Raw genomic sequence first — 22167 nt, 5'->3', positions numbered from 1 at the left:
ACGTTCCCGTTCCGTTTCGCGGCGGGGGGCGCTATGGATCGGGCGTGACCGACGTCTCCGTTCCAGCCACCGTCCAGCCCGCGACTGCGTTCGCAGCGGACCTGCCGCCCGCCCTGGCCACCCCGCCGGGCGCCGGCGCGGTGTGCGACGCGGCGGGCGCCAGGAAGATCGGGCGCGGCGCGGCCGAGGGCGTCTTTCTGGGCGGCGCCGTTCTGGTCGCCCACGCCAGCCTGACCGCGCGCCGTCTGGGCCTCAGCCCGCCGCCGCGCTCCGCCGACATGCTGGACGTGCTGGAGCTCTACGCCTTCGTGCGGCCCGCAAAATTCTGCGCGCCCTCGCCGTCGGGACTGGCCCTGGCTCTGGGCCGGTCCGAACCCAAGGGGGCCGAGGCTCAGGCGCAGGCCCTGCGCGACGCCGCCGCCGACCTGCTGACCGAACTGACCGATCCCGCCTATCCGGGGCGCGAGGACGCCTTCACCCTGGCCGGGACGTTGGACCGGGCCGGCTGGTCATGGGGTTCGCGCGTGCTGGCCGCGCTTCAGGCGGGGCCCCTGCGCGACCGGCGCGAGCGCGGCACCGGTCTGGACGTCTGGTCCCGCCTCGCCGAATGGGAGGACGAAGCCCCGCGCGGCGAGGCCGGGTCCGCCCCGGTCGACTCCGAGAGCGCCCGCATCCGTCTGGACAAGCTGCTGCAGGCCTCGGGTCTGGACGAGACGCGGCCCGCCCAGTCCGACTACGCCGCCGAGGCGGCCTACGCCTTTTCACCGCGCAACGAGGAGGGCCGTCCGCGCGTCCTGCTGGCCGAGGCCGGCACCGGCACCGGCAAGACCCTCGGCTATCTGGCCCCCGCCAGCCTGTGGGCCGAGCGCAATTCGGGCGCGGCCTGGGTCTCGACCTACACCCGCGCCCTGCAACGCCAGATCGACCGCGAAAGCCGCGCCTTGTGGCCCGACGAGGCCGAGCGCCGCAAGAAGACGGTGGTGCGCAAGGGCCGCGAAAACTACCTCTGCCTGCTGAACCTGCAGGACATGATGCAGGCGGCGCAATTGGGCAACGGCGACCTGGTCGGCATGGGTCTGGCTGCGCGCTGGGCCGCGCACAGCCGCGACGGCGACATGACCGGCGGCGACTATCCCGGCTGGCTGCCCGGCCTCTATGCGACCGCGCCCAGCCATCAGGCCAGCCCGGCCAATCTGGTCGACCGGCGCGGCGAATGCGTCCACGCGGCCTGTCCGCACTATCGTCTGTGCTTCGTCGAAAAGACCATCCGCGCCAGCCGCCGGGCCGATCTGGTCGTGGCCAACCACGCCCTGGTTATGACCCAGGCCGCCTTCGACGGCGCCCGCTCGGCGCGCGGCCAGAAGCAGGACGGCGAGACGGCGGCGCTGAAACGCATCGTCTTCGACGAGGGCCACCACCTGTTCGACGCCGCCGACAGCGCCTTCTCCGCCGCCCTCTCGGGTCAGGAAGCCGCCGAACTGCGACGCTGGATCCGCGGTCCCGAGGGGCGCGGCCGTCGCGGGCGCGGGCTGGAGCAGCGTCTGGGCGACCTGTGCGCCGACAACGAGGCCGCCGCCAAGGCCTTGAAGGACGCCATGATCGCCGCCGCCGCCCTGCCGGGCGAAGGTGTGTCGGGGCGCATTGCGCCTGCGTCCGGCGAGATCAATCCCATCGGCCCGATCGAGGCCTTCCTGGTCGCTGCGCTGGAGCAGTTGCGCGCCCGCAGTCAGGAGACGGGCGGGACCGAGTTCGGCATGGAGTGCGCCCTACGACCGGCGACCGAGCCGGTGCTGGAGGCCGCCCGCGCCGCCGCCCGCGCCATCGCCGCCGTCGAGGCCCCGCTGCTGGCCCTGTCGCGCCACCTGGAGGACATCCTCGACGAGGAAGCCGCCGAGCTGGACGGCGCCGCCCGCGCCCGCATCGAAGGGGCGCTGCGCGGCATGGACCGGCGCGCGCGCATGACCCTGCCGGGTTGGCGCTCCATGCTGGCGGCGCTGGAGGAGGGGGGCGACGAACCCGATCCCGATTTTGTGGATTGGCTGAGCGCGGAGGCTGCGTTTGGCCGCATCCACGACGTGGCCCTGCGCCGCCACTGGATCGACCCGACCGTGCCGCTGGAAGCCGCTGTCGTCATGCCGGCCCACGGCGTTTTGGTGACCAGCGCCACCCTGTCCGACCCCGCCGCCGAGGACCCGTTCCAGCTGGCCCGGATGCGCAGCGGCGCGGCCCGCCTGATCGAACCGGCGCGGACGCTGAAGGTGGACAGCCCCTTCGACTACGCCGCCAACAGCCGCATCATCGTCGTCAACGACCTGATGAAGGACGACCCGCGCCAGATCGCAGCCGCCATGCGCGAGCTGTTTCTGGCGGCGGGCGGCGGGGGGCTGGGCCTGTTCACCGCCATCCGGCGGCTGAAGACCGTCTATGAGCGACTGGGGCCTGATCTGGCGAAGGCGGGCGTCCCCCTCTACGCCCAGCACGTCGATCCGCTTGAGGTCGGCGCCTTGGTCGATGTGTTCCGCGCCGAACAGGACAGCTGCCTTCTGGGCACCGACGCCGTGCGCGACGGGGTGGATGTGCCGGGGCGGTCCCTGCGCGTGCTGGCCTTCGACCGTGTGCCCTGGCCGCGCCCCGACCTGCTGCACAAGGCCCGGCGCGAACGCTTCGGCGGCAAGACCTATGACGACGCCCTGGCGCGCGGCCGCATCGCCCAGGCGTTTGGCCGTCTGATCCGCCGCGCCGACGACAAGGGGGTCTTCCTGATGCTGGACGCCGCCTGTCCGACCCGCCTGTTCGCCGGCCTGCCGCCCGGCACCGAGGTCCAGCGCATGGGGCTGGCCGAGGCGGTGGAGCTGACCAAGAGCTTCCTGACGGAATAGCTTCTCGCCGTCATTCCGGGGCCGTCCGCCAGGACGGAACCCGGAACCCAGACGTCTCAGCGCACTCGGTCGACGATTGCGGAACCTCCGCCGCCTGGGTTCCGGGTTCGCTCTGCGAGCGCCCCGGAAGGACGGCGAAAACAAAAGCCGGGCTGAACAGCGTCGGATTAAGCGCTAAAGCTTATCGCCATGTCCAAGACCACCCCCGCGACCGTGGCCCTGAGCAAGGCCGGGGTCGCCTTTGACCTCTTCCCCTACGACTACGACCCCGACGCGCCGCGCGTGGGGTTGCAGGCGGCCGAGGCTCTGGGCTGGGCGCCGGAACAGGTGTTCAAGACCCTGATGACCCTGGTGGACGCCAAGCCCGCCTGCGTCATCGTCCCCTCCGACTGCGAGGTCAGCATGAAGAAGCTGGCGGCGGTCCTCGGGGCCAAGTCGGCCCAGATGATGAAGCCCGCCGACGCCGAACGCCTGACCGGCTACAAGGTCGGCGGCGTCAGCCCCTTTGGCCAGAGGAAGGCCGTGCCGACCGTGATGGACGAGACGGCCATCCTGTTTGACCGCATCCTGATCAACGGCGGCCAGCGTGGCTTGTTGCTGGGCCTGACGCCGGACGAGGCGGCGCGGGCGGCGGAGGCGAAACTGGCCGACCTGACGGCCTGAACCCTACTCTTCGAAGGTCACCACGACGCTGTCGGCGGAGCGCTCGGCCTCGCCGTGGAAGACCGCCTCGATGTTGTTGCCGTCGGGGTCCAGCAGGAAGGCGGCGTAGTAGCCGGGGTGATAGGGCCGCTCGCCCGGCGCGCCATTGCCGGTCCCGCCCGCCGTCAGCCCCGCCTTGTGGAAAGCCTCGACCATGGCCCGGTCTTTCGCCTGAAAGGCCAGATGGCAGCGCCCGGTCGGTCGCCCCGCTGCGGCGATGCTGTCCACCGCCGAGACGAACAGTTCATCGGCCCAGAAGAAGCGTTCGGCCTCGCCGCCGATCGGCACGCCGAGCGCCTCCAGCACCGCGCCGTAGAAGCGGCGGCTGGCCTCCAGGTCGGGCGTCACCAGTTGCAGATGGTCGATCAGCCGGCCGCGGTGCAGCTGTTGGGTTTCCATGGGCCTTGTCTCCTGTCGAGGCGCGATTCGAACGGACGGCAGGGTGGCTCGTTCCTGCTGACAGGGCGTGTCAGCAGCCGCGCGGCCTGCTAAACCGCGCCCATGACCGACGCATCCGCCGAACCTGTCCGCCACAGCCGCAAGGGGCTGATCATCCCCTTCGCCATCGTCTTCGTCGGCCTGGCCCTGTGGACCGGCTGGTGGTTCGTCCTGACGCAGCAGATCGAGCAGAAGCTGGAAGGTCGCATCGCCCGGCTGGAGCAGTCGGGCTGGACCGTGAAGCACGCAGGGCTCACCACGACGGGCTGGCCCCTGCGGGCGCGGGTGGCGATGAAGCATGTGGACGTCGTCGCGCCCTCGGGTCACGCCGTCGCCGCGCCCGAGATCGTGGCCGAGGCCAACGCCTATAACCCGACCAAGTGGGTCATCGCCGCGCCGGACGGTCTGGTCCTGACACGCGGGGCCAAGGGCAAGGTGGCGATCCGCGCCGAAACCATCCGCATGAGCCTGCACGGCCTGACCCAGCGCTGGCCCAATGTGGTAGTCGAGCTGGCCAAGCCGGTCTTCACCGCCCTGCCGGACGCCGAGCCCTTCCCCCTGGCCAAGGCCGGGCTGGTGCAGTTCTACATGCGGCCGCATGTGGCCGGGTCGAACACGCCGACCGACGACGTGGATGTCCTGTTCCGTCTGGTCGACGGCGAGGGCCGCCCCAATGGGCCGGTCGAGGGCCTGACCCAGTCGGGCAGGCTGAACGCCCAGGTCGAGGCCGTGATCGAGAAGGCCAGCGCGCTGAAGGGCGCCGACGCGAAGGGCCTGCTGTCGGCCTGGACCGCCTCCGGGGGCCGCTTCATCGCGGTCAAGGGCCAGTTGGAAGCGGGCGAAAGCCGCACCTTCCTGTCCAGCCCGGCTCTGTCGGCCGACGACAAGGGACGTCTGGAAGGCGAGGTCTTCCTGCGGGCCGAAAAGCCGCTGGCCGCCATCGTCGGTTTGGCCGGGGCGACCCAGGGCGGGGCGGTGGACCGCGCCGCCGCCGCTCGCGCCGCCGCCGCCACCCCGCAGGGCGGGACGGGAACTGAGCAAGCCGTCGATCTGGTGCTGAACTTCAAGGGCGGGCGCACCTATCTGGGGCCCTTCGCCCTGGCCCCGGCGCCCCAGCTGTTCTGATGCTGGTCGAACCGCCTGAGGATGCCGGGCGTCTGGTCTTAGACCGCGCCCTGATCGCGGCGGCGAGAGCGCGGGTCGCCGCCGGGCCGCGCGCGTCCGTCGACGCCGACGCCATCGCCCTGCGCGAGATTCTGCGCGACATCCCTGTGGCTGAGCGCCCGGCCCTGCGCGCCGTCCTGGGCCGCATCGAGGCCGCGACCGGTCCGGCGCTGTCCACCTGCGGACCGCTGTCGCAGGCTCTGGCCGCCGACCGCTGGGGCCTGATCGGCCGCCCGACCGCCGAGCCGGATCAGGCGCTTTTGACGGCCCGCCAGGGCGGGCGCGCCCTGATCGATCTCGGCGCCCGGCCCTGGTGGGGCAAACTTTTGGCCCTGCCCATGCTCAAGGTCGTCGCTGCCCTGCCGGACGACGCCGCCGGGACGCCTCGCGCCCTTCTGGTCTCGACCGAGGCCCCAGGCCCGACCGGCGACGATCGCACCTTCTGGGTCACCGACAGCCCCGCCTCCGACGCCTGCATCGTCGCGGCCCTGGGCGAGGCGGGTCTGATCGCCGGACCGCTGGCGGCGGGCGGCGGCTTGAAGCTGTTCGTTCTGACAGGCTATGTGCAGGCCGAGGACGGGCGGTTGAGCAACGCCCCCGGCCAGATGAGCGGCGTCATCGGCGCCGCCCCCGTTTACTGAGCACAGATTTCTCGAGGATGACGCCCATGACCGACGCGCCGAACGCCGCGCCCGCCCCCAAGCCCGGCATCCTCGACATCGCCCCCTATGTCGGCGGCAAGGGCTCGATCGCCGGTTTCGCCGAGCCGATGAAGCTGTCGTCGAACGAGAACGCTCTGGGCGCCGGCGAGAAGGCGCGCGACGCCTACGCCGCCGCGCTGAAGAATATCCACGTCTATCCCGACGGCCGCGCCACCAAGCTGCGCGAGGCCGTCGCCGCCCATCACGGGCTGGAGCCCGAGCGCCTGATCTTCGGCAACGGCTCGGACGAGGTCTTCGCCCTGCTGAACCAGACCTATCTGCAGCCTGGGGACAACATCGTCACCGGCCAGTACGGCTTCCTCGCCTACCGCATCTCGGCCAAGGCCTGCAGCGCCGAGGTCAAGCTGGCGCTCGAGCCGAACATGAAGGCCGAGGTCGAGGCCATTCTCGAACAGGTCGATGAGCGGACCAAGATCGTCTACGTCTCCAACCCGTCCAACCCGACCGGCAGCTGGAATTCGGGCGAGGAGATCCGCCGCCTGCACGCCGCCCTGCCGTCGCACATCATCCTGGTGGTCGACGAGGCCTATGCCGAGTTCGTGGTCGAGCCCGAGTGGGAGAGCGCCTTCGGCCTGGCTCGCGAGGCGTCGAACATCGTCGTCACCCGCACCTTCTCCAAGATCCACGGCCTGGGCGGCCTGCGCATCGGCTTCGGCTATGCCCCCCTGGCCATCGAACAGGCGGTGGACCGCATCCGCCTGCCGTTCAACGTCTCGGTGCCGGGCCTCGACGCCGCCACCGCCGCCCTGTCGGACGAGGCGCACCAGAAGGCCTCGCGCGATCTGGTGCTGGACTGGCGCCCGCGCATGACCCAAGCCATTCGCGGCTTCGGCTTCGAGGTCTTTCCCTCGGCGGGCAACTTCGTTCTGATCCGTTTCGCCGACGAAAAGCGCAACGCCGCCGCCGCCAACGACTACCTGAACTCCAAGGGCATCATCGTGCGCCCGGTCGGCGGCTACGGTCTGCCCGACTGCCTGCGCGTCACCATCGGCACGGAAGACCAGAACCGCGCCGTGATCGACGCCCTCAGCGAGTTCGCCGCCAGCTGATTGAGCTTACTGCCCGCTGTTGAAGCGGACGACCCCGATCAGGCCCGCGCGCCAGACGTGGTCGTCCTCGACCAGCGGACTGTCCTTCAGGTCGCCCAGGCGCTGTTCGTAGTTGATGAAACCGCCCATCCCGAAGCGGTCCCCGATCGGCACGGCCAGCATGACCACGCCGCCCAGACCGGACAGTCCGCCGGACGGCTCGAACGCGGCATAGCCGCTGCCCGGCGCCTCGGCCGCAGTGACGCCGTAGTATCGCTGGGCGCGTTCGTCGTTCCCGCCGCGCACATAGCCCATGGTCTGCAGCAGGCCGACGCGCGTCACGCGCTGGTGGCCGACGGAGGCATAGTACTCCAGGCCCGCGTCGTCGCCGCTGACGTCATGCTGGATGCGGCCGCCGACGACGATATTCCCGGGCAGGCGCTTGTAGGCGTAGAGCGTCGCGTCGGCGCCCAGGTCGGGGCGGTCCATGCCCTCGATGTCCCCGGCGGCGAAGCGCGGGCGCAGCTGCACGCCCATGCGCAGATCGTCGCGCTTGACCGCGTTCCAGCCCAGACCGTCCAGCCCGTTGGCGTAGACCACGTCACGCCAGGAGGCCGAGCCCCAGGCGGTGAAGTTGAACTCGTCGCTGGTGTTCCCGGTGGCGCTGAAGCCGCGCACCACCCCGCCGCCGATATCGACCTTCCACGTCGTCGGCGCCTCGACCGCCTCATAGGGCATGGACTGGGCCAGGGCGGAGGCGGCGGGCAGGGCGAACAGGGCGGCGGCCAGGGCGGCGAGCGCGACGCGTGAGGACATAGAAAGATCGCAGGTCAACGGCTGATGATATAGCCGTCCTGCAAAGCCTGTGTTTAGGGCCTCAACAAGGCGGTGGAGGCCGTTTCAATGCGGTTCTCCAGTTCGGCCATGAACTCGGCGCGCTTCAGGCCGGCAGGAATGGGCGGCAGGAACTCAAAGACGATGGTGCCGGGATAGCGACGGAAACCGTGGGCGGGCCAGTGGACGCCCGAGTTGGTGGCGATGGGCCAGCAGGGGCTGTCGAGGTCGCGGTACAGGGCGGCGATGCCGGGCTTGTAGTCGGGGGCGGCGCCGATCTCGCCGCGCGTGCCTTCAGGGAAGATCAGGATCTGGCGGCCCTCGGCGTGACGGGCGCGGGCCTGACGCACCATGTCCTTCAGGGCCTTGGAATGGGCCGAACGGTCCACGGCGATCATCTTGGTCTTCCAGGCGAACCAGCCGAAGAAGGGCAGGGGCATCAGCTCCTTCTTCATGATGAAGCAGGTGTCGTCGAGGAAGGAGAAGGGGGCGATGACGTCCAGCATGCCCTGATGCTTGCAGGCCAGCAGGGCGGCGCCGGTCGGGCGATGCTCCAGGCCGCGCACCTCGACCTTGACCCCGGCGATCCAGCGCAGGCCGAACAGGACGAATTTCGACCACAGCTTGATGACGCCCATGGCGGCGCCGTGCGGCATCAGCAGGGCCGGCGACAGGCCGACGGCGAAGATCACCATGGACAGATAGAGCCAGACGACGAAAAGCAGCGAGCGGACGGTGGTCATTCAGACGGCCTCGGGCTGGGTCGGCGGCGCGGCGCGTTCGGGATGATGGCCCCTAAGCCGATGCATCCCCTCGCGGCCCAGCACGGCCAGGTATTTCATGTATTCCAGCGTCATCCGCCGGGCGGTGACGGCGGCCCGCCACCAGCGCGAGTTGTCAAGTGACGGCGTCGAGACGGCGTAGGGCGTCAGCCTGACCCCCGGCGCGGCGCCGCGGATCTCCAGCAGGCTGCGCGGCATGTGGTAGTCGGAGGTGACGACGATCAGGTCGTCATAGCCCTTGGCGCGGGCCCAGGCGGCGATCTCCTGGGCGTTGCCGACCGTGTTCTCGGCTTCGAAGCCCAGATCGACGCAGCAGTTGAACAGCTTGCTGGAGCCCGGCGTCAGGGCGCGCAACTCCTGGCGGCGTACGTCGCGGTTGACGCCCGAGATCAGCACCCGGCGGCCCTTGTCCTGTTCCAGCAGGCGGATGGCCGCGTTGACCCGCTCGGCCGAGGGGCCGGTCAGGGCGACGATGGCGTCGGCGCGTGCGGGCTCGGGCGCCGGCGTCAGGCCGCGCACGCGCTCGGCGAAGGCGAACAACCCCACCAGCCACATCAGCGCCACCACGGCGATCAGCGTCAGGAACTTCATGATGCTTAACTAGCCACGCGCGCCCAGCTTCGCCAGAGCCGTGAAGCGGGCGGCCAGCAGGGCGACGCCGAAGGCCAGGACCGGACAGGCGATCAGGATGGCGAGGTCGGAGAAGGCCAGGGGCAGGGCCGGGGTCAGCCCGCCCTCGCCGCCGATCAGGCGCAGCAGGGCCAGCAGCAGGGCGGCGAGGCCCGCCCCCAGGGCGCCGGCCTTCGCCGCCAGTCCGCCGAAGCGGCGCTGGAACAGGCCTGCGATATAGAAGTCCGAGGCGCCGTTCAGGCTCAGGGTCTCGATCACGCCGGCCTGCGCCGCCATGCCCGCGCGGGTGGCGTAGGCGATGACCGCCGCCGTCGCCGCCGCGATCAGCAGGAAGGCCGCGCCGGCCAGGGCGGTGATGACGCCCGCCGAACGCTCGACCTCGCCGCGCCACAGGCTGTGGTCGTCGACGGTGGCGTCCAGCCCGGCCTCGGCCAGGGCGCGGCTCAGCGTCGGGGCGCTGGCCGGGGCCTGCGGGTCCAGCCGCACCGTGACCAGATAGGGCAGGGGCAGGTCGGGCAGGGCCGCCTCGCCGACCCAGGGCCGCAGCAGGCTTTCCGCCGCCTTGCGGTCCATGGCCTCGGCCTCGGCCACGCCCTTGACCCCGGCCAGGGTCTCGGCGGCGCGGGCGGCGGCGGTGGGGCCGGTCTCGTCCACGCGGGGGCGGACCTGCACCGTGGCCTCGGCCCGCAACTGGCGCGCCCAGCCGTGGGCGGCCCGGTCAGCGGCCAGGGCGCCGACGGCGGTGATGGAGGCGAGGAAGCACAGCACGGCGATGACCAGCATCAGCCAGCGCTCGCCGCCCGCTTCGCGCGACAACAGGCCGGGCCCTGTGGCGAAGAGGGCGCGGATCATGCGGCGGCTCCCGTCGGCTCGGTCAGACGCAGTTCGCCGTTCTCCAGCCGCAGCACGGACGCGCCGACACGCGCGGCCAAGGCTTCGTCGTGGCTGGCGATCAGGACGGTGGCGCCCAGCTTGTTCAGCGACTGGAACAGCCGCATCAGCTTTTCGCCCATGGCCCGGTCGACGCTGCCGGTCGGTTCGTCGGCCAGAATCAGGCGGGGGCGGGTGATGACGGCGCGGGCGATGGCCAGGCGCTGTTTCTCGCCGCCGGACAGGGCGGGCGGCAGGGCGTCCATCCTCTGGCCCAGACCGACCCAGCGCAGCATCTCGGCCACGTCGGCGGCGTGATCGGCGGCCTTGCCGCCCGCCAGGGTCAGGGGCAGGGCGGCGTTTTCAAAGGCGGTCAGGTGATCGAGCAGGCGGAAGTCCTGAAACACCACCCCCATCCGCCGCCGGAAGGCGGGCACGCCGCCGCGCGGCAGGTCGGTGACGTTGCGGCCGAACAGACTGATTCGCCCCGTCTGCGGCCGTTCGGCCAGGGTCAGCAGCCGCAACAGCGAAGACTTGCCCGCGCCGGAGGGTCCGGTAAGGAAGTGGAAAGAGCCCTGCGGCAGACTTAGGTTAACGTCGCGCAGGACGTCGGGCCTGCCCGCATAGCCGAAACCCACGCCCCGCAGGCGGACGGTGTCGGGCGCGGGTTCAGGGTCGGCGGCGCGTCGGGTCGAGTTTGGCATTCAGGTTTCGTATTGGACCGGGGCGTTGCGGGCGCCTCGACAGGAGGGGGCGTCGAGCCTCGCAGTCAGCCGACATGATACTGACCTGCCCCGCCTGCGCCACCAGCTATTTTGTTCCCGACGAGGCGATTGGCCCGAACGGCCGTCGCGTGCGCTGCAAGGCCTGCGGTCATGACTGGCGCGCGACGCTGGAAGACGAGCCTCTGGAGCTGTCCGCGGCCGCCGAGGAGCCGGTCGTCGAGGCCGCCGGTTTCGGCAAGCGCGAGGAAGCCCCCGAGACCCTTGCCGAGACGCCCGCGCCCGAACTGCCGCGCGCCTTCCGCGCCAAGGCCGAGCAGCAGCGCAAGATGCGTCGCGCGGCGACCCAGGGCGCCGTCTGGGCCGCCTTGGCCGTGGTCTTTCTGGCCCTGATCGGCGCCGCCTTCGCTTTCCGCCTGCCCATCGTTCAGGCCTGGCCCCAGGCCGCCGCCGTTTACAAGCTGGTCGGCGCGCCGGTGAATTTGGCCGGGCTGGAGTTCGAGGCCGTCGGCATCCGCCTCGCTCCCTATGATCCGGGCAAGGTCGTGGTCTCCGGCGCTCTGCGCAATATTCGCGACAACGAGGTTGTGGCGCCGCCCGTGCGCGTGGCCCTGTTGAACGCCGCCGGAGCCGAGGTGGGGCATCGCATCGTGCGCCTGGAGGCCGCGCCGGTCTTGCCGGGGAAGGTGCTGGGCTTCGCCGTCGTCGTGCCCGACGCGGATCACACGATCGCTGAAGCCAATTTCGATTTCGTGCTGGAGCCGAAGCGCGAGGCTCCCGCCGCGCCGGCCGAGGCACGCCCCGCCGAACCGGCTGCTCGTCGTGCGCCGCCCGCTGTCGAAGAGGGTCTGCGTCGCGGGGCGGGCGCCGATATGACGCCCCGGGACGCCCAGCCCCTCGACAGCCGCCCCGCCCAGGGAGTATCCGCCGGGCATGGCTGATCACGACCCGGCGCCCGCCCCCACGGTTCTCCTGCCGCATTCCGAGATCGAGGCGATCGTCGCCGACCTCGCGCGGCGCATCGCCCCCGTCATCGACGACGAGACGGTGGCCGCCGTCCTGCTGACCGGCGGGCTGTGGTTCGGCGCCGACCTGACCCGCGCCCTGTCGCGCGAGGGGCGTCACGTCCGCTTCGACGCCCTGTGGCTGGCCTCCTACGGCGACGAGAAGACTAGCCGGGGCAAGATTGACGTCTATGCGCCCTATCAACGGCCCATCGCGGGCAAGCGGGTGCTCATCCTCGACGACGTCTTCGATACCGGCCTGTCGCTGGCCGAGGCGGTTCGCATCACCAAGGAGGCCGGGGCGTCAGAAGTCCTGACCTGCGTCTTCGCCCGCAAGCCCTGGCCCGAGGCGCGCGCGCCGGAGCCCGACTTCGTCGGCTGGGAGGCCCCCAACCGTTTCCTCGTCGGCTACGGCCTGGACCACAAGGGCGGGATGCGCGGCCTGCCGGACATCTGCGCCCTAGACTGATGGCTGTTCCGGGGAAGTCGCCACTTGCCCGGATTGAAGCGGCTTTCGGCTGCGCGGGATTTCCCGACGCCCTTTTCTACGAATTTCCCAATGCCCTACGCTTTGAGTTGGCGGGTGATCAGTCACGAGTGGCGACTAGCTTTTTCACGGCGACAGATAGAATTCGGGGGGTAGCCCGTGATCTCTTCGCTCAATCTGACCGACTGACGGCGGTGGTTTCTTTCTGGGAACAGGGACGCGACAAGCCCAAGCCCAGCCGACCGTTAGGGCCTCTGAAGGAGCTCGGCTTCACCGCGCCTTTCGGCCGATGCTACCGGGTGCTTGAGGAAGACTTGAACGCTGATGAGCCGGCAGCGGAGCGTCTGTGGCGATGCTGGCGTACCGCCGAGTTCTCCCCGGATGCTCAATCGTTGGATGCTCTCGCCTGGGCGTCAATCGCATGGGGGCCGATAGCGCCCCAGTCATCTTCGGTTGCCGTTTACATCGTCGATTTTGAAAGGCGAATAGCGCTGCATCCCTATGACGATCGAGGCATGGACGTCATCGCGATGTCGCCCCAATCGTTAAAGCCGATCTACGACCGACATGGGGCTTGGCTCCTGTCCTTCGATCAGGATCGAATGGATGCAGTCTTCGGCTAAAGCCAGTCCGCCATCGGCTCGCGGGCGAACATCTGCTCATAGGTCGGGCGCGGGCGGATGATCGCGCAGCGCTCACCGTCGACCAGAACCTCGGCGGCCAGGGGGCGGGTGTTGTATTCGCCGCTCATGACGGCCCCATAGGCGCCGGCGCTCATGAAGACGACCAGATCGCCCGCCTCGAGCGGCGGCAGGTCGCGGTCGCGGGCGAAGGTGTCGCCGGTCTCGCAGACGGGGCCGACCACGTCATAGGGGCGGTCGTCGCCTGTGCGCGGGCGCACCGGCTTCAGGTCGTGGAAGGCGTCGTAGAGGGCGGGGCGCATCAGGTCGTTCATCGCCGCGTCCAGCACCAGGAAGCGGCGCCCGTCGGTGCGCTCGTTGACCTGAATGACCCGACTCAGCAGCACGCCGGCGTTGGCGGCCATCAGACGGCCCGGCTCGAAGGCCGCCTCGACGCCGAGACCGTCCAGCACGCGTGCGGCCATGGCCACATAGTCGGCGGGCGAGGCGGTTTCGGCGTCGCCGTAGTAGGGCACGCCCAGGCCGCCGCCGAGGTCCAGGCGGGTGACGCTGTGGCCCTGCGCGCGCAGGGTCTCTGTCATGTCCCGCAGGACGCGGAAGGCGTTTTCCAGCGGGGTCAGGTCGGTGATCTGGCTGCCGATGTGGCAGGCCAGACCCACGGGCGTGACGTGGGGCGAGGCGGAGGCGCGGGCGTAGAGGCTCAGCGCCTCCTCGATCGGCACGCCGAACTTGTCGCCCGCGCCGCCGGTGGTGATCTTGGCGTGGCCGCCGGCGCCGATCTTGGGGTTCACGCGGATGGCGATGGCGGGTGAGGCGGATTTTTCGGCCGCGACGGCGATCAGCCGCTCCAGTTCCGCCGAGGACTCGACGTTGATCTGGCGCACGCCGACGTCGATGGCGAAGGCCAGTTCGGCGTCGGTCTTGCCCACGCCGGAAAAGATGATGCGCTCGCTGGGCACGCCCGCCGCCAGGGCGCGACGGATCTCGCCCTCGGACACGGTGTCGGCGCCGCAACCGAGCTTGGCCAGCGTGGCCAGCACCGACAGGTTGGAGTTGGCCTTGACCGCAAAGGCGATCAGGGCCTCGCCCAGCGCGGCCTTGTGGGCGTCGCAGGCGTCGCGCAGCAGGCCGTAGTGACGGCGCAGGGTGGCCGAGGAATAGACATAGGTCGGGGTCCCGACCTCAGCCGCCAACGTCTCCAGAGAGACGCCCTCGGCGTGCAGAACGCCGTCCTTCAGGTCGAAATAATGCACGGCGGGGAGTCCGGTCTGGGAAGGGTGGGGCCGATCAGAGCGACGGCGGGCGGCCGAACGGATCCGACGCCCCGCTGTCGATCGGATTCTGGCGCGGGGCGGTGTTCATCGTCGCCGGGTCGGGCAGGCGGGCGGCGTTCTTGTCGCGCGGGGCGCGCTCGGTCTGGACGGCGCCGGGCGCTTCCAGATCGGCCATGCGGCCACAGCCCGACAGGAGCAGAGCGGCGGCGCCGATCAGGATCAGGGTCTTTTTCACAGGCGGGTTCTCCAGTCGGCGATGCGGGCGCGGACCTGTTCCGGCGCCGTGCCGCCGAAGCTCTGGCGACTGGCGCAGGAGGCTTCGGGCGTCAGGACTTCATACACGGCTTTGGTGATGCCGGAATCCAGAGCCTGCAATTCTTCCAGCGGCAGATCGCCCAGGCCGACGCCGAGCGCCTCGGCCCGCTTCACGGCGGCGCCGGTGACATGGTGCGCCTTGCGGAAGGGCAGGTTCAGTTCACGCACCAGCCAGTCGGCCAGATCGGTGGCGGTCGAGAAACCGGCCCCGGCGGCGGCGGCCATGCGCGGCGTGTTGGGGATGATGGCGGCGACCATGGCGGTCATGGCGGTCAGGGCCAGATCGAGGGCGTCGAAGGCCTCGAACACCGGCGGCTTGTCCTCCTGCATGTCCTTGGAATAGGCCAGAGGCAGGCCCTTCATCACCGTGGTCAGGGCGATCAGGGCGCCGTTGATGCGGCCTGTCTTGGCGCGGACCAGTTCGGCGGCGTCGGGGTTGCGCTTCTGCGGCATGATGGACGAGCCGGTGGTCAGGTCGTCGGGCAGGGTGGCGAAGCCGAACATCGGCGTCATCCAGACCACGATCTCCTCGGCCAGACGCGACAGGTGGCCCGCCGCGATGGAGGCGGCGGCCAGGCTTTCCAGCGCGAAATCGCGATCTGACACGGCGTCCAGACTGTTGGCCATGGGACGGTCGAAACCCAGGGCCGCCGCCGTCATGTGGCGGTCGATGGGGAAGGGCGAACCGGCCAGGGCCGCGGCGCCCAACGGGTTCTCGTTCATGCGGGCGCGGGCGTCGGCGAAGCGGCTCGCGTCGCGGCCGAACATCTCGACATAGGCCATGAGATGGTGGCCGAAGGTCACCGGCTGGGCCGTCTGCAGGTGGGTGAAGCCGGGCATCAGGTCGCCCGCGTGCTGCTCGGCCCGGTCCAGCAGGGCGGCCTGCAGGTCTTTCAGTTGCGCCACGGTGCGGTCGCAGGCGTCGCGCACCCACAGGCGGAAGTCGGTCGCCACCTGATCATTGCGGCTGCGCGCCGTGTGCAGACGCCCCGACGGCTCGCCGATCAGCTCCGACAGGCGAGCTTCGACGTTCATGTGGATGTCTTCATAGGCGTCGCGGAAGGGGAAGGACCCGTCGCGGATTTCGCCCTCGATGGCGTCCAGCCCGCCCAGGATGGCCTCGGCGTCAGCGGCGGCGATGATGCCCTGCTGGGCCAGCATGCGACAATGGGCCCGCGATCCGGCCAGGTCCTGCGCCCACAGGCGTTTATCGACGCCGATGGAGACGTTGATGGCCTGCATGATGTCTGCGGGCTTGGCGCTGAAGCGCCCGCCCCATAGAGACTGGCCTTGAGGGGTGTTGGAAGGCGTGTCGGACATGAGCGGCTCTAAACGGACTTTGGCGGGCGTGGCGACGGCTGTGCTGCTGATCGGCGCGATCGGCGGCGCGGCGATGCTATACGCCAATCGCGACGGCGGGGGCAAAGAGTCCGCGCCATCGGCACTGTCGGTTTACGCCAAGGGCTCGCTGTCGAAGCTGCTGACGCCCGCCCCAACGCCCGCCCCCGACTATGTCTTCAAGAACGCCGAGGGCGACGATGTTCGCTTCAATGACTTCAAGGGCAAGGTGGTCGTGGTCAACCTGTGGGCCACCTGGTGCGCGCCTTGCAAGATCGAGATGCCGACGCTCGCGGCTCTGGCCGAACACTACAAGGATCGCGACGACGTCGCCGTGGTGACGATCAGCATGGACGTGGACAAGGCCGTGCCCGAGGCCCGCGCCTTCATCACCGACCACCCCCCGCTGATCTATTACGCCGACCCCAAGTTCCAGCTGCCGTTCGAGTTTCCCGGCAAGGGGGCCATGCCCCAGACCATCCTGCTGGACCGCCATGGGAATGTCCGCGCCGTCCTGACCGGCGAAGCCGACTGGGCCAGCGATGAGGCGAAGGCCTTGGTTGAGGCTCTTCTTGCAGAAGAAGGCCGCTAACGGCCGCGACGCGGTCGCGGCCTGCTTGAGCGGACAGGCGGTTCCCCGCTCAAGCAGGGCGTTGCCCTAGTTCTTCGCCGGAACCCGCGTGTCGGTGGCGGGATCGACGGCGCCGGGGCGGCCTTCGGCGGCGGCTTGGGCCTGATTGTCTTCCAGCTTGTCGGCGACCTTGCCGGCGCCTTCCTCGACCGCCTGGGCCGCCTTCATGGCGCCGGACTCGACGACCTCGCCGGTCTGGGCGGCGACCTCGGCCGCCTTGTCGCCCGCGGCTTCGGCGTGGGTCTCGGCCTTCTCCTGCTCGGCCTGGGTGCAGGCGCTCGCGCCGAGCGCCAGAACCGAGGCGGCGGCGATGATCAGGATGCGCATGGGTTGTCCCCCTTCTTGCGTTGAACCTTGGCGGTAAACGCAAGACGCCGAAGGGGGTTGCCTCGCGGCTTAGTCCAGGTCGACCGGCAGGGTCTGACTGGCCAGCAGCTTCTCGGTCGTGGCCCAATGATCCGGTCCCTGACGCTCAACCCAGGCCTGCACCATGTCGCGGCCCAGGCCGTAGTTGATGATGTAGCTGCGGTAGGTCTCGATAAAGCTGAGGCGCTGGTTGGCCCGGTTGCGCGCCACCAGATTGTATTTCTGCAATTGGTCCAGCGCCGTCTCGCGGTCGATCCGCCCGGCCAGATAGGCGTCCGCCACGGTGTATTCCGCCCGGCCCAGCTCGCGCGTCAGGGCCAGCAACTGCGTCTGGGCCTCGGCCGTCGCCGGGTCCAGCCCGGCCAGCGGGTACAGCACGCGCTTTTCGAAATCGGTGCGTTCATGGCCGGGGAAGGCCAGGTCGATGCCGTAGTTGGCGCTGCCCTCGGCGATGAAGGACATGGGGCTGAACAGGGGATAGACGCTCATCTCGACCCAGCCCTTCTGCTTGACGAAGGTCTGTTCCAGCAGGGCGTTGTAGACGTGGTGGCCGGGATAACCCTCGTGGCAGCCCAGATCGACGGCGCGGTCGATGAAGATGGGCAGGTCGGTGTTGACCTGGATCAGGCTGAAGGCGTTGCCCTTGTACCAGTTGTAGCCCGACCAGGGCTTGTTGTTGACGAACTCCAGGGTGAAGGTCTCGTTGGCGGGCAGGGTCATGTGCCGCTCGGTGCGCGCCTTGCACTCTGCAATGGCGGCCCGCATCACCGGCTCCAGCCTATCCTTGGGAATGACGTAGCGGGCGCGGAAGGCCGCGACCCGGTCGGCCAGCGGCCCCTCGCCGGGGATCAGGGCGTCGATGCGCGCCAGCACCGGATCGTAAGAAGACAAGGGCCGTAGCTCCGGCCGCACCCCGAACAGGGCCTCGGCCTCGTCGGCGAAGCCCAGCTTTTCGCCCTGCAACATTCGCAGCCGCGCCGAGGCCGCCGAGACATGGGCCGACAGATAGGCGCGGCGTTGCCGGCTCTGGGCGTCCAGACCCGCCGTCGGCAAGGTCTCCAGTCGACGGCTCAGGGCGGCGGCGCTCTCGGCCAGCTGGGGCAGGGCGCGCGGATGGGCCTTGGCCGCCTCGGCCCATTCGGCCGGGCCGTAATAGGCGTCGACATAACCCGGCTCGCGCTCGCCGATCTCCAGCGTCAGGGCGACATAGTCGCGAGCCACCGCATCCAGACTGTCGGCGGCGGGCCGAGGCGTGCCTGCGCAGGCGGTCAGGAGGCTGGCGCCTATCAGGGCGGCGATCGTCATATGGCGCATGGAAACTCCCTCTCTCCGACCGCGACGCTAGGCCCTTGCGGCCTTCACGCCAAGAAGGCGTCGCCGCCGAGATTCAGGGATTGAGGCCGCCCGGCCCATGCTGTAAGCACCGCCGTCCGGCCTTGACGCCGCAGACGCACCCGTAGCTCAGCTGGATAGAGTGCTGCCCTCCGAAGGCAGAGGTCACAGGTTCGAATCCTGTCGGGTGCGCCACTTCGGTTCAGAACTGTCGAATTTCATGAAATCGACTCCTGTTTCACCCAGCTGACTTGGGTCGTGCTTCTGCCTATTCGATGACCGGCATGCCTTTGAAGATCGCCGGGGAACATGCGGGCCGTGTGGCGCAGATAGTCGAAGCAGCGTGGCCTGAGTTTTCATCCAGCGGCGATACGATCGTAGCAATTGACGGCTTCATCCGGCCGTCCTCGTCGAACTCCATGAAGGCCTCGGTTACGCTGGACTGGTTGGGGATGGTGATCATCCGCACACAGCGGCCCTGCAGGCGCAGGGTGTTGACCGCGTTGAAGCTTTGCGAGCCGCCGGACACCTGCATAACGGCCAGGGTGCGGCCCTGGGTCGGGACGGTAGCGTTTTGTAATTTATAAATTTTTCAAAATGGCAAGAGTCCGTGTCAGTGAAATTCGACCAACGCTCTTTTTTTTCCAGAGCCTTCGGTGCGGCGATCAGCGGCTTCAGCGCCGGCTATGCGGTCGTCACGAATGCCACCCAGTCCTTCTGGAGGTCCCTGACGGAGGCGGGCAGGCCGAAATCGCCCCCCTTGGCGGCGAGCCAGACCTCAAAGCTGACGCCGCCCGCCATGCCTTGTGCGATGTCGGCGAGGATGGTCGGGCGGCCTGACTTCTGGATCAGATAGTCTGCGAAGACGCGGGCCTGGATGTAGAAGACGCGTTCCATCGCGGCGGGACGGGGACCGGCGCCGGCCGGGGTGAAGCTGACGCCGACGCCGCCGCTGGCCGCGACCTCGGGGGCGACGGCGACGGCGCGCGCCAGACCAGGATGTTCGCGAGCCAACAGGCCGGGCAGGTCCAGCAGCATGGCGCGGCCGTCGATGGGGCCGACGGCGGGCACGACCTCGCCCTTGATGAGGGCGCGGAACTGGTCGCGCCGCTGGGCGGCGGTGGCCTCGTCTTCCAGCACGACGGCGGCGGCTTCGTCCAGCCAGTCGGGACCGGGACCGCCGTAGTGGCGCGGAGCGTCGGCGTCAGTCGAGGCGGGCTGTGGCCAGAAGGCCTGGGTGAACCACAGGTGGCCCAGTTCATGCGGGACCATGCCCGCGTCCAGTGCGGCCTGGGCCCTGGCGTCCGGGATCTGGGACAGGGCGCGGGCGACGACCTCCTCGATCTGGGTCGGGGTCATGTTCTGGGAGGCGGCGAAGCGTCTGGTCCCCTGTTCGACGCCGCGACGGGCCGCCTCATCGAAGGCGCGCGGGGCGGGCCAGGGCAGGACGTGGGTGAAGCCGGCGGCGGTCAGGGCGGCGCGTTGCGGGACGGGCGGGGTCGAGATCACGACATAGGGGGCGATGTCGCGACCGAACTGCGCGGTGAACCGGGTCTCGCCCGCCCGAGCGTAGCCCGCCAGCCGCTCCGCCTCCTCCGCAGTGGCAGCCAGGGCGACGCCGTGCCCCGACCCGGCGCAGCTGAGATCAGGCGCGGCGGCGAGGGCGCGGGCGCAGAGGGAGCCAGAGGCATGAAGGGGGGCGGCGGATGCGGCGGTCGAGGTCAGCAGCAGGACAATGGCGAACATGGGGCGTCTCCGAAGGTGGAGGATCAGGCTCGCCGGGCTCCGTATCGCCTTCATGTCCGACGGGGCGCTTGCCGAGCGCGCGCCGACACAACAGAGATACAAAAGGGGAAGAGGACAGGGGGATCATGAACGCGACGGCCGACATCCTGATCGTCGATGACGACGCCAGCCTGAGGGGAGCCTTGCAGGACTATCTGTCGGGCGCGGGCTATGCCGTGCGGACGGCGGATGGCGGCGCGGCCATGGACGCGCGGCTGGCCGAGGCCATGCCTGATCTGGTTGTGCTGGACGTGATGATGCCGGGCGAGGACGGGCTGTCGATCTGTCGGCGGTTGCAGGGGCGGGCCCCGGTGCTGATGCTCAGCGCCATGGGCGAGACGACTGACCGTATCGTCGGCCTGGAGGTCGGGGCCGCGGACTATCTGCCCAAGCCGTTCGAGCCGCGCGAGCTTCTGGCCCGCATCCGCGCCGTTCTGCGCCGCCCCGTCCGCGCGGACGAGGCGATGGATCGGAGGCTGGCCTTCGAGGGCTGGGCCCTGGAGGTCGAGGCGCGGCGGCTGTCCGATCCGGGAGGAGAGGCGGTGGAACTGACGGCAGGCGAGTTCGCCCTGCTGCTGACCTTCATGCGGTCAGGCGGGCGTATCCTGAGCCGCGACCAGATCCTGGAGAACACCCACGGGCCTCTGGCCGAGAACTTCGACCGGGCCGTCGATCTGGCGGTCAGCCGTCTGCGGCGCAAGCTGGACCGGCCGGGGCAGGCGCCGCTGATCGAGACGGTGCGCGGGGCGGGCTATCGCTTCCGCGCGTCGGTGCGACGATGAGCACGCTGTCCATCCGCACCCTGACGGCGGGCTTCACTGTCGCGGCCATCCTGCTGTGCCTGACGGTCGCCTTCGTCATCGCCCTAGCCTTTCCCGCCCCGCCGCCCGCGCGGGTGACGCTGGCCGAGGCGCAGGCGGCCCTGACCGGTGAAGCGGAGACGGGCTGGCGGCGTCGCGTCGTCGCCGCGCCGCCGTTTGAGGCCGCGCGCGCCGGCCAGGCTCTGGTGGCTCAGGCCGGGCTGGCGGTGCTGCTGGACGCGCCGATGGCCGAGGTACGGGTGCGACCGCTGAGCCCCGAGCGCGTTCCGGCGGGCGGCTCCCTGCCGCCTGCGCCGTCGGAGGGACTGAAGGCCCTGCTGGCGAGCATGGCCCTTTCACCGGGGATGAGCTTCGCCTCCTTCGAGGCGGCGGCGCGTCAGGCGGACGGGCGCTGGGCGGTGGTGACGCCGCCGTCGCCGTGGCTGACGCCGCAGCGGTTGCGCATGGGGCTGGCCTTCCTGATCGCCGCCGCCGTTCTGTTGCCGCTGGCCCTGTGGGGGGCGGGACGGCTGGCCGCGCCCTTCCAACGGCTGGCCGAGGCGGCGCGCGGCGATGAACCCGCGACGGCCTTCGTCGGCGGCCCGCGCGAGGCGGCGGAAGCGGCCCGTGCATTGGACGCGATGCGCGAACGGCTGGGCGAGGCCTTGAAGGAACGCACCGCCATCATGGCCGCCGTGGCCCACGACCTGAGAACACCGTTGACCGGCCTGCGTCTGCGGGTGGAGGGGCTGGCGGAAGTCCCGCGCGAGGCCGCCGTCGCCGACATCGCCCGGATGGAGCGGCTGATCGCCCAACTGTTGACCTATGTGCGCGGCGAGGAGGCGCCATGGACGTCCGAGCCTTTGGACCTTGCCGATCTGGCGCGTGAATGCGTGGCGCGACAGGTGGCGATGGGACGAGACGTGACGCTGGTGGCGGACGGCGAGCATCTGGTTCGCGGCGATCGGGACCAGTTGGAGCGCGCCCTGGCCAATCTGATCGACAATGCGGTGCTGTATGGCGACCGGGCCGAGATCGCTGTGACGTCGGAAGGTGGAGAGGTCGTCGTCGTCATCGACGACGGAGGGCCGGGCCTGCCGCAGGATCAGCTGGAGGCGGTCTTTACCCCCTTCCGTCGCCTGGAGGCCTCGCGCAGCCGCGCCACCGGCGGCACCGGGCTGGGCCTGTCCATCAGCCGATCGATCGTGGAGCGCGGCGGCGGTACGGTCGTACTGCGCCCTGGACCCGTCGAGGGAACGAGAGCCTTGGTGCGATTGCCGGGCATTGTCCTTGCCGGCGTCGCCCGATGAAGAGCGGGGAGCGTCCCGGGTACGCGACCATTCGCAGGTCGTTCTGATCTAGTCGTGCGGGCCGTTAGGCTTTAGCAAGATGTGAACGAGGCGGGGCGGTGGATGTTTCGGGC

23 protein-coding genes, 1 tRNA gene and 1 pseudogene are annotated in these 22167 nt (G+C 70.0%); 12 read left to right on the top strand and 13 right to left on the bottom strand.

The genetic code is table 11. The annotated features are described in order from the left end of the window. Nucleotides 1–44 precede the first annotated feature (44 nt). Together ACI2KI_RS11805 and ybaK are read left to right on the top strand one after the other, a co-directional pair. Nucleotides 45–2879: a helicase C-terminal domain-containing protein gene (locus tag ACI2KI_RS11805; RefSeq protein ID WP_404620304.1), complete on the top strand. Its 2835-nt coding sequence runs from the start codon at nt 45–47 to the stop codon at nt 2877–2879. Between the two features lie 189 nt (nt 2880–3068). Next, nucleotides 3069–3542 (top strand): Cys-tRNA(Pro) deacylase, encoded by a 474-nt coding sequence (gene ybaK / locus ACI2KI_RS11800; RefSeq protein ID WP_404620302.1) that lies wholly within the window; start codon nt 3069–3071, stop codon nt 3540–3542. 3 nt (nt 3543–3545) lie between these two features. Here ybaK and ACI2KI_RS11795 read toward each other — a convergent pair whose 3' ends face one another. After that, nucleotides 3546–3980, bottom strand: a complete 435-nt coding sequence (locus ACI2KI_RS11795; protein ID WP_404620300.1) for a VOC family protein — start codon at nt 3978–3980, stop codon at nt 3546–3548. 102 nt (nt 3981–4082) lie between these two features. Here ACI2KI_RS11795 and ACI2KI_RS11790 point away from each other — a divergent pair, with 102 nt between their 5' ends. Genes ACI2KI_RS11790 through hisC form a run of 3 tightly spaced genes read left to right on the top strand, consistent with a single transcriptional unit; the run spans nt 4083 to nt 6954 of the window. Continuing rightward, complete coding sequence (locus ACI2KI_RS11790) at nt 4083–5144, top strand: DUF2125 domain-containing protein (protein WP_404620298.1); 1062 nt, start codon at nt 4083–4085, stop codon at nt 5142–5144. Beyond that, the gene (locus ACI2KI_RS11785) at nt 5144–5824 is read left to right on the top strand and encodes a hypothetical protein (protein ID WP_404620296.1); all 681 of its coding nucleotides are present in this window, start codon (nt 5144–5146) and stop codon (nt 5822–5824) included. Before ACI2KI_RS11790 ends, ACI2KI_RS11785 begins: the two co-directional genes overlap by 1 nt. Before the next feature lie 26 nt (nt 5825–5850). Beyond that, a complete protein-coding gene (hisC, locus tag ACI2KI_RS11780) occupies nt 5851–6954 on the top strand; it encodes a histidinol-phosphate transaminase (protein ID WP_312065514.1) in 1104 nt (367 codons plus the stop codon). A gap of 6 nt (nt 6955–6960) precedes the next feature. Here the strand turns inward: hisC and ACI2KI_RS11775 are convergent, their stop codons facing one another. From ACI2KI_RS11775 to ACI2KI_RS11755, 5 genes are read right to left on the bottom strand one after another with little or no spacing between them, the layout of a single operon-like run. Then, nucleotides 6961–7749, bottom strand: a complete 789-nt coding sequence (locus tag ACI2KI_RS11775) for a MipA/OmpV family protein (protein ID WP_404620294.1) — start codon at nt 7747–7749, stop codon at nt 6961–6963. Between the two features lie 53 nt (nt 7750–7802). Then, nucleotides 7803–8510: a lysophospholipid acyltransferase family protein gene (locus tag ACI2KI_RS11770; RefSeq protein ID WP_313102079.1), complete on the bottom strand. Its 708-nt coding sequence runs from the start codon at nt 8508–8510 to the stop codon at nt 7803–7805. Next, nucleotides 8511–9140 (bottom strand): YdcF family protein, encoded by a 630-nt coding sequence (locus ACI2KI_RS11765; RefSeq protein ID WP_404620292.1) that lies wholly within the window; start codon nt 9138–9140, stop codon nt 8511–8513. A gap of 9 nt (nt 9141–9149) precedes the next feature. Next, nucleotides 9150–10031, bottom strand: a complete 882-nt coding sequence (locus tag ACI2KI_RS11760) for a cell division protein FtsX (protein WP_404620290.1) — start codon at nt 10029–10031, stop codon at nt 9150–9152. Next, on the bottom strand, nt 10028–10753 hold the full coding sequence (locus ACI2KI_RS11755; RefSeq protein WP_404620288.1) for a cell division ATP-binding protein FtsE: 726 nt from the start codon (nt 10751–10753) through the stop codon (nt 10028–10030). Before ACI2KI_RS11755 ends, ACI2KI_RS11760 begins: the two co-directional genes overlap by 4 nt. Before the next feature lie 74 nt (nt 10754–10827). Between ACI2KI_RS11755 and ACI2KI_RS11750 the strand changes: the two genes are divergently transcribed. From ACI2KI_RS11750 to ACI2KI_RS11740, 3 genes are read left to right on the top strand one after another with little or no spacing between them, the layout of a single operon-like run. Further along, a complete protein-coding gene (locus ACI2KI_RS11750; protein WP_404620286.1) occupies nt 10828–11712 on the top strand; it encodes an MJ0042-type zinc finger domain-containing protein in 885 nt (294 codons plus the stop codon). Further along, entirely contained in the window at nt 11705–12244 is a 540-nt protein-coding gene (locus ACI2KI_RS11745; protein ID WP_312065838.1) for a phosphoribosyltransferase family protein, read from the top strand. The genes ACI2KI_RS11750 and ACI2KI_RS11745 overlap by 8 nt, the downstream gene beginning before the upstream one ends. Continuing rightward, nucleotides 12244–12885 (top strand): DUF3885 domain-containing protein, encoded by a 642-nt coding sequence (locus tag ACI2KI_RS11740; protein WP_404620284.1) that lies wholly within the window; start codon nt 12244–12246, stop codon nt 12883–12885. The genes ACI2KI_RS11745 and ACI2KI_RS11740 overlap by 1 nt, the downstream gene beginning before the upstream one ends. Here ACI2KI_RS11740 and lysA read toward each other — a convergent pair. From lysA to argH, 3 genes are read right to left on the bottom strand one after another with little or no spacing between them, the layout of a single operon-like run. After that, a complete protein-coding gene (gene lysA / locus ACI2KI_RS11735; protein WP_404620282.1) occupies nt 12882–14156 on the bottom strand; it encodes a diaminopimelate decarboxylase in 1275 nt (424 codons plus the stop codon). The genes ACI2KI_RS11740 and lysA overlap by 4 nt on opposite strands. A gap of 34 nt (nt 14157–14190) precedes the next feature. Then, nucleotides 14191–14412, bottom strand: a complete 222-nt coding sequence (locus tag ACI2KI_RS11730; protein WP_404620280.1) for a hypothetical protein — start codon at nt 14410–14412, stop codon at nt 14191–14193. Beyond that, nucleotides 14409–15812: an argininosuccinate lyase gene (gene argH, locus ACI2KI_RS11725; protein WP_404620278.1), complete on the bottom strand. Its 1404-nt coding sequence runs from the start codon at nt 15810–15812 to the stop codon at nt 14409–14411. Before argH ends, ACI2KI_RS11730 begins: the two co-directional genes overlap by 4 nt. Between argH and ACI2KI_RS11720 the strand changes: the two genes are divergently transcribed. Then, on the top strand, nt 15811–16422 hold the full coding sequence (locus tag ACI2KI_RS11720; RefSeq protein ID WP_404620276.1) for a TlpA family protein disulfide reductase: 612 nt from the start codon (nt 15811–15813) through the stop codon (nt 16420–16422). The two genes, argH and ACI2KI_RS11720, sit on opposite strands and share 2 nt — an antisense overlap. A 66-nt stretch (nt 16423–16488) precedes the next feature. Here ACI2KI_RS11720 and ACI2KI_RS11715 read toward each other — a convergent pair whose 3' ends face one another. Both ACI2KI_RS11715 and ACI2KI_RS11710 read right to left on the bottom strand, forming a co-directional pair. Next, nucleotides 16489–16788 (bottom strand): hypothetical protein, encoded by a 300-nt coding sequence (locus ACI2KI_RS11715; protein ID WP_292085196.1) that lies wholly within the window; start codon nt 16786–16788, stop codon nt 16489–16491. Between the two features lie 69 nt (nt 16789–16857). Further along, complete coding sequence (locus tag ACI2KI_RS11710) at nt 16858–18141, bottom strand: hypothetical protein (protein WP_404620274.1); 1284 nt, start codon at nt 18139–18141, stop codon at nt 16858–16860. A 136-nt stretch (nt 18142–18277) separates the two neighbouring features. Between ACI2KI_RS11710 and ACI2KI_RS11705 the strand changes: the two genes are divergently transcribed. Beyond that, a tRNA-Arg gene (locus ACI2KI_RS11705) sits at nt 18278–18354 on the top strand. Between the two features lie 170 nt (nt 18355–18524). Here ACI2KI_RS11705 and ACI2KI_RS11700 read toward each other — a convergent pair. Together ACI2KI_RS11700 and ACI2KI_RS11695 are read right to left on the bottom strand one after the other, a co-directional pair. After that, a pseudogene (locus ACI2KI_RS11700) lies at nt 18525–18721 on the bottom strand (arsenical resistance protein ArsH); the annotation flags it as partial. Between the two features lie 122 nt (nt 18722–18843). After that, nucleotides 18844–19905 (bottom strand): hypothetical protein, encoded by a 1062-nt coding sequence (locus ACI2KI_RS11695; protein ID WP_404620272.1) that lies wholly within the window; start codon nt 19903–19905, stop codon nt 18844–18846. 125 nt (nt 19906–20030) lie between these two features. Between ACI2KI_RS11695 and ACI2KI_RS11690 the strand changes: the two genes are divergently transcribed. Together ACI2KI_RS11690 and ACI2KI_RS11685 are read left to right on the top strand one after the other, a co-directional pair. Continuing rightward, on the top strand, nt 20031–20726 hold the full coding sequence (locus tag ACI2KI_RS11690; protein ID WP_404620270.1) for a response regulator: 696 nt from the start codon (nt 20031–20033) through the stop codon (nt 20724–20726). After that, nucleotides 20723–22054 carry a sensor histidine kinase gene (locus ACI2KI_RS11685; RefSeq protein ID WP_404620268.1) on the top strand — a complete coding sequence of 444 codons (1332 nt, stop codon included), beginning with the start codon at nt 20723–20725 and terminating at the stop codon, nt 22052–22054. The genes ACI2KI_RS11690 and ACI2KI_RS11685 overlap by 4 nt, the downstream gene beginning before the upstream one ends. Nucleotides 22055–22167: the final 113 nt, after the last annotated feature.

This window comes from Brevundimonas sp. NPDC046655, assembly GCF_044901625.1.
Lineage (GTDB): Bacteria > Pseudomonadota > Alphaproteobacteria > Caulobacterales > Caulobacteraceae > Brevundimonas.
Note: the sequence above shows the minus strand (reverse complement) of the source record. Positions and strands in the feature narration are given on the sequence as shown.

Coding starts and splice junctions, on each gene's coding strand:
- ACI2KI_RS11775 (WP_404620294.1), bottom strand. CDS start 7,749: ATGTCCTCACGCGTCGCGCTCGCCGCCCTGGCCGCCGCCCTGTTCGCC.
- ACI2KI_RS11785 (WP_404620296.1), top strand. CDS start 5,144: ATGCTGGTCGAACCGCCTGAGGATGCCGGGCGTCTGGTCTTAGACCGC.
- ACI2KI_RS11745 (WP_312065838.1), top strand. CDS start 11,705: ATGGCTGATCACGACCCGGCGCCCGCCCCCACGGTTCTCCTGCCGCAT.
- ACI2KI_RS11790 (WP_404620298.1), top strand. CDS start 4,083: ATGACCGACGCATCCGCCGAACCTGTCCGCCACAGCCGCAAGGGGCTG.
- ACI2KI_RS11755 (WP_404620288.1), bottom strand. CDS start 10,753: ATGCCAAACTCGACCCGACGCGCCGCCGACCCTGAACCCGCGCCCGAC.
- ACI2KI_RS11690 (WP_404620270.1), top strand. CDS start 20,031: ATGAACGCGACGGCCGACATCCTGATCGTCGATGACGACGCCAGCCTG.
- ACI2KI_RS11750 (WP_404620286.1), top strand. CDS start 10,828: ATGATACTGACCTGCCCCGCCTGCGCCACCAGCTATTTTGTTCCCGAC.
- ACI2KI_RS11770 (WP_313102079.1), bottom strand. CDS start 8,510: ATGACCACCGTCCGCTCGCTGCTTTTCGTCGTCTGGCTCTATCTGTCC.
- ACI2KI_RS11765 (WP_404620292.1), bottom strand. CDS start 9,140: ATGAAGTTCCTGACGCTGATCGCCGTGGTGGCGCTGATGTGGCTGGTG.
- ybaK (WP_404620302.1), top strand. CDS start 3,069: ATGTCCAAGACCACCCCCGCGACCGTGGCCCTGAGCAAGGCCGGGGTC.
- ACI2KI_RS11720 (WP_404620276.1), top strand. CDS start 15,811: ATGAGCGGCTCTAAACGGACTTTGGCGGGCGTGGCGACGGCTGTGCTG.
- ACI2KI_RS11795 (WP_404620300.1), bottom strand. CDS start 3,980: ATGGAAACCCAACAGCTGCACCGCGGCCGGCTGATCGACCATCTGCAA.
- ACI2KI_RS11715 (WP_292085196.1), bottom strand. CDS start 16,788: ATGCGCATCCTGATCATCGCCGCCGCCTCGGTTCTGGCGCTCGGCGCG.
- hisC (WP_312065514.1), top strand. CDS start 5,851: ATGACCGACGCGCCGAACGCCGCGCCCGCCCCCAAGCCCGGCATCCTC.
- ACI2KI_RS11760 (WP_404620290.1), bottom strand. CDS start 10,031: ATGATCCGCGCCCTCTTCGCCACAGGGCCCGGCCTGTTGTCGCGCGAA.
- argH (WP_404620278.1), bottom strand. CDS start 15,812: ATGTCCGACACGCCTTCCAACACCCCTCAAGGCCAGTCTCTATGGGGC.
- ACI2KI_RS11695 (WP_404620272.1), bottom strand. CDS start 19,905: ATGTTCGCCATTGTCCTGCTGCTGACCTCGACCGCCGCATCCGCCGCC.
- ACI2KI_RS11710 (WP_404620274.1), bottom strand. CDS start 18,141: ATGCGCCATATGACGATCGCCGCCCTGATAGGCGCCAGCCTCCTGACC.
- ACI2KI_RS11740 (WP_404620284.1), top strand. CDS start 12,244: ATGGCTGTTCCGGGGAAGTCGCCACTTGCCCGGATTGAAGCGGCTTTC.
- ACI2KI_RS11685 (WP_404620268.1), top strand. CDS start 20,723: ATGAGCACGCTGTCCATCCGCACCCTGACGGCGGGCTTCACTGTCGCG.